Source organism: Microbacterium sp. Leaf351 (assembly GCF_001423825.1).
Lineage (GTDB): Bacteria > Actinomycetota > Actinomycetes > Actinomycetales > Microbacteriaceae > Microbacterium > Microbacterium ginsengisoli.
Genome location: NZ_LMPK01000018.1, coordinates 17570 through 18321 on the forward strand (window position 1 = coordinate 17570; position 752 = coordinate 18321).

General features: G+C 72.9%; 1 protein-coding gene. It reads right to left on the reverse strand.

Going from position 1 to position 752, the window contains the following annotated elements:
• Positions 1-52: 52 nt before the first annotated feature.
• A partial coding sequence (locus ASG00_RS17535; RefSeq protein ID WP_268772036.1) for a family 20 glycosylhydrolase occupies positions 53-752 on the reverse strand: 700 nt, incomplete at its 5' end.

Below are 752 nucleotides of genomic sequence, written 5' to 3' on the forward strand. Positions count from 1 at the left end.
GCGGTCTCGACTCCGGCCGTGACGAGCCGGGCCGAGTGGATCACCGTGCTCGTCATGAGACGCCTCCGAGCGGACGCCACGCGATGCGCGCGACCCGCCCGTGGAAGTCGGCCGCGTCGATGCCGCGCGGTGACCACGCCTTCTCGGCCGCCGACGCGAGCCGCGGCCAGATGAGGCGGTCGATGTCGGCGGCGGTGCGCACCGTCTCGGTCCACATCGCGGCCTCGACCCCGAGGATGTCCGCTTCGGCGACGCCGGGGACGACCTCCGCCGGGTCCCAGTCGTACGAGCGTTCGAGGCTCGTCGGGCCGTCAGCCCAGGTGAGGCCGAGCGGCTCGTCGGCGTCGGGCTTCATGTCGAGGTAGATCGCGTCGGCCGGAGAGAGGATGACGCGGCCCCCGCGTCGCACGAATCCGCGGGCCTTCTCGTCCATCCCCTCGATCGGGGTGCGAAAGCCCCAGTACTGCCCGACGGTGCCCTCCGGCAGGTCGGGCGTCGTTCCCGCCTCGTGCCAGGTGACCGGGATCTTGCCGGCATCGATCACGAGCCGGGCGGCGCGTGCGACGAATCGGTCGAAGTCGGCGCGGTCGGTGCCGAGCGCCTCGTCGCCGCCGAGGTGCAGGTAGGGGCCGGGGGTCAGCGCGGCGAGCTCGCCGACGACGTCGCGCACGAAGTCGTACGTCTCCTCGAGGTCGGTGCGCAGCGACGAGAACCCCACCGCGAACCCGGTGTACGGCTCGTCGCGTGTCGGC